The organism is Streptomyces sp. NPDC058469 (assembly GCF_042721125.1).
Lineage (GTDB): Bacteria > Actinomycetota > Actinomycetes > Streptomycetales > Streptomycetaceae > Streptomyces.
In genome coordinates this window covers 1-4031 of the sequence record NZ_JBHXME010000319.1, presented here as the reverse complement: position 1 = coordinate 4031, position 4031 = coordinate 1, and the positions used below count along the sequence as shown (strand labels likewise).

Sequence of the window (4031 nt, the reverse complement as noted above, 5' to 3'; positions counted from 1 at the left end):
GCACCCCCACCAGGGGCGCCGCCCTTCGGCGTCGTAGCAGGAGTGGTTACTTGCGCATGACCTCGGGCTCGTGGCGGCGCAGGAAGCGGGCCACGAAGAAGCCGCAGATCACGCCGAGGACGATCAGGGCGGCCATGTCCATGCCCCAGGCGCCGACGGTGTGCTCCCACAGCGGGTCCGCGCTGTCGCCCGGCTTGGGCGGGCTGATCTTGTTGAAGTCCAGCGTGGCGCCCGCGGCGCCGACCGCCCAGCGCGACGGCATCAGGTACGAGAACTGGTTGACGCCGACCGCGCCGTTCAGGGTGAACAGGCAGCCGGTGAACACGACCTGGATGATCGCGAACATGACCAGCAGCGGCATGGTCTTCTCGGCGGTCTTCACCAGCGAGGAGATGATCAGGCCGAACATCATCGCGGTGAAGCCGAGGCCCATGATCGGGATGCAGAGTTCGAACATGGTCTGGCTGCCGAGGACCAGGCCCTGCTTCGGAATCTCCCGGCTGGCGAAGCCGATGACACCGACCATCAGGCCCTGCAGCGCGGTGATCACACCGAGCACGAACACCTTGGACATCAGGTACGCGGACCGGGACAGGCCCGTCGCGCGCTCCCGCTCGTAGATGACCCGTTCCTTGATCAGCTCACGGACGGAGTTGGCAGCGCCGGCGAAGCAGGCGCCGACCGCGAGGATCAGCAGGACCGTGGTGGCCGTGCCGTTCGGGATGATGTTGCCGGTCTTCGGGCTGGGCGGGTTGGGCAGCAGGCTGTTGCCCGAGTCGATGAGCAGGCTCACCGCGCCCAGGACGGCCGGCAGGATCACCATCAGGGCCAGGAAGCCCTTGTCGGAGGCGATCACCCCGACGTAGCGGCGCACCAGCGTGACGAACTGCGACATCCAGCCCTGCGGCTTCGGCGGCTTCATCGCCTGCATCGGGGGCATCTGTACGGACTGCGGAGCAATCGCGTCGATGTCCGCGGCGTACATCTGGTAGTGCTGCGAGCCCTTCCAGCGGCCCGCCCAGTCGTAGTCGCGGTAGTTCTCGAAGGCGGAGAAGACGTCGGCCCAAGTGTCGTAGCCGAAGAAGTTCAGTGCCTCCTCGGGCGGGCCGAAGTAGGCGACGCTGCCACCCGGTGCCATCACCAACAGCTTGTCGCAGATCGCCAGTTCGGCCACGGAGTGGGTGACGACGAGGACCGTGCGGCCGTCGTCGGCGAGGCCGCGCAGCAGCTGCATGACATCGCGGTCCATGCCCGGGTCGAGGCCCGAGGTGGGCTCGTCCAGGAAGATCAGTGAGGGCTTGGTGAGCAGTTCCAGGGCCACCGAGACGCGCTTGCGCTGGCCGCCGGAGAGGGAGGTGATCTTCTTCTCTTTGTGGATGTCGAGCTTCAGCTCGCGCAGCACCTCGTCGATGCGGGCCTGACGCTCGTCGCCGGTGGTGTCGGCGGGGAAGCGCAGCTTGGCCGCGTACTTGAGGGCCTTCTTGACGGTCAGTTCCTTGTGCAGGATGTCGTCCTGCGGGACCAGACCGATGCGCTGGCGCAGCTCGGCGAACTGCTTGTACAGGTTCCGGTTGTCGTAGAGGACGTCGCCCTGGTTGGCGGGCCGGTAGCCGGTGAGCGCCTTGAGCAGGGTCGACTTGCCGGAGCCCGAGGGGCCGATGACCGCGATCAGCGACTTCTCCGGGACGCCGAAGGAGACGTCCTTGAGGATGTCCTTTCCGCCGTCGACCGTCACCGTCAAGTGACGGGCCGAGAAGGACACTTCACCGGTGTCGACGAACTCTTCGAGACGGTCCCCGACCAGGCGGAACGTGGAGTGGCCGACGCCGACGATGTCGTTCGGGCCGAGCAGCGCCGAGCCGCCCTTGGTGATCGGCTGGCCGTTGACGTACGTGCCGTTGTGCGAGCCCAGGTCGCGGATCTCGTAGCGGCCGTCGGGCGTCGCGTGGAACTCGGCGTGGTGGCGCGAGACCTGGAGGTCCGAGACCACCAACTCGTTCTCCAGCGCACGGCCGATGCGCATCACGCGCCCCAGCGAGAACTGGTGGAACGTGGTCGGGCTGCGGTCGCCGTAGACCGACGGCGCCCCCGCGCCGGCGCCGGATCCCTGCTGCGGCGGAATGTTCGCGGCGGGCGGCGGCTGGTAGCGCAACTGCTCGGGCGTCTGCGCCGGCGCCTGCTGCGGTGCTTGCTGAGGCGGTGCCTGCTGAGGCGGTGCCTGCTGCGCCCAGCCGGGGCTCGCGCCCTGTGCGGCGTACGGCTGTTGCTGCGGCTGGGCCTGCGGGGTCGCCACGGAAGCCGCGGCGCCGGACAGGCTCAGACACGGGCCGTCGTTCGCGTTCCCCAGATACACGGACGAGCCCGGGCCGATCTCCATCTGATGGATGCGTTGGCCCTGCACGAACGTGCCGTTGGTGCTGCCGTGGTCGTCGATCACCCAACTCCGGCCGCCCCAGCTGATCGTGGCGTGCCGCCAGGAGACCCTGGCGTCGTCGACCACGATGTCCCCCTGCGGATCACGTCCGAGGGTGTAGGGCCTGGACGCGTCGAGCGTCCAGGTCCGTCCATTCAATTCCAGTACGAGTTCCGGCACTCCATGCCCCACTGAGTAGTCCCCCGAGTTACCCCCATCACAGGGAGTCTAGGGATGGCGAACATCGTCGGGAACTATTTCAGGCTGCACCCCCTGACCGAAAGTCGGGCCTTGTGAAGACCACGTCGGTACGCATCCGGCGGTTCCGTTGACGGGGTTGAAACCGACCCGGAGAGTGGTAATCCACGCGAGGGGGACATGCGTGGTGTCCGCGCCGCGGATCGGGGGGTCTGCCATGAGCTCAGCGACGAGTGTCAGGACGGCGAGCTACGACACGAGGGTGCCCTGGGGTGACGTCCTGCTGTCCGCGATCGCCGCGGTGAGCTGGGCGCTGATAGGGATGGCGGGCACGGCCGCGCTCGGCCTGCACCTGCTGGGCGCCGACGCGACGGGCTCGCTCGGCCCGATGACCGCGGCGGTGGTGGCCCTCGGAGCGGGCGGTTCCGTCACCCCGACGGGCGATGTGTCGGCTTTCGGCCTGACCGGCGCCCAGGCGACCACGGCCGTCACGATCACCCCGCTGGGCGTGAGCCTGGTGGGCGCCCTCCTGCTGTCGTACTTCTTCCTACGGTCCCTGCGGGCGGCCGGAGTTGTGATCGCCCCGGCCGAACTCCTCGCCCGCGCGGGCTCGGTGATCGTGCTCTTCGTGGCGATGCTCGGCGGGCTGGCCTGGGCCGGGCACGACGTCATCACGATCGACGGAAGCAAGCTGGGCCTCGACAAGCTGACGGGCGGCGGCGGAAGCGGCGGCGGGGTGAACATCCCCGGCCTCGGCGACATCGGTGACATCGGCGGGCTGCTGCCGGGCAAGATCAGCGACCTGGTCAAGGCGAAGGCGGCGGTCGGCTTCACGGTGGACACGGCGCCGACCCTGCTGGGCGGCCTGGGCTGGTCGGCCGGCATCCTCCTCATCGCCCTGCTGGCATCCCGCCGTACCCCCCTCCCCCGCGGCTGGGAGGCCGTCCACCGGGTCGTACGCCCGGCCGCGTCCGCCCTCGTCGCGGTGCTGCTGGTCGCGGTGGCGGCGGGGCTCGCGGCGGCGGCGTACGCGGCGATCGGCGACGACCACCCGAAACGCATCGCGGGCACGGCGCTGTTGGGCGCCCCCAACGGCGTCTGGCTCGGCATCCCGATCGGCCTCTTCGTCCCCTGGGACGGCAAGGCGACGGGGGAACTGGCGAAGCTGCTTCCGCATCCGCTGGACCAACTCCTCAGCGTGAAGTCGGACCAGCCCGTGACGTTGGGGCGGTTGGCCGAACTGGACGGTCGGGTTTGGTTGTTGGGGGTTGCCGCAGCCTTGATGATGCTGCTGGCGGGGGTGTTGACCGGGGTACGGACGCCTTTGGGGGCGGGGAGTGACGGGGGGCTGCTCGCGTACGCGACCGGGGCTGCGGGGCGGCAGGCAGCGCGGCTCGCACTGTGTGACGTGGGGCTGTCT

2 protein-coding genes are annotated in these 4031 nt (G+C 69.3%); one reads left to right on the top strand and one right to left on the bottom strand.

The window, feature by feature from the left end; all coding sequences use genetic code 11:
- Window positions 1-46 precede the first annotated feature (46 nt).
- The gene (locus ACFWP5_RS51985; protein WP_384174343.1) at window positions 47-2593 is read right to left on the bottom strand and encodes an FHA domain-containing protein; all 2547 of its coding nucleotides are present in this window, start codon (window positions 2591-2593) and stop codon (window positions 47-49) included.
- A gap of 235 nt (window positions 2594-2828) precedes the next feature.
- Here ACFWP5_RS51985 and ACFWP5_RS51980 point away from each other — a divergent pair.
- Window positions 2829-4031 (top strand): streptophobe family protein (locus tag ACFWP5_RS51980; protein ID WP_384174341.1); only part of this gene is annotated, 1203 nt, incomplete at its 3' end.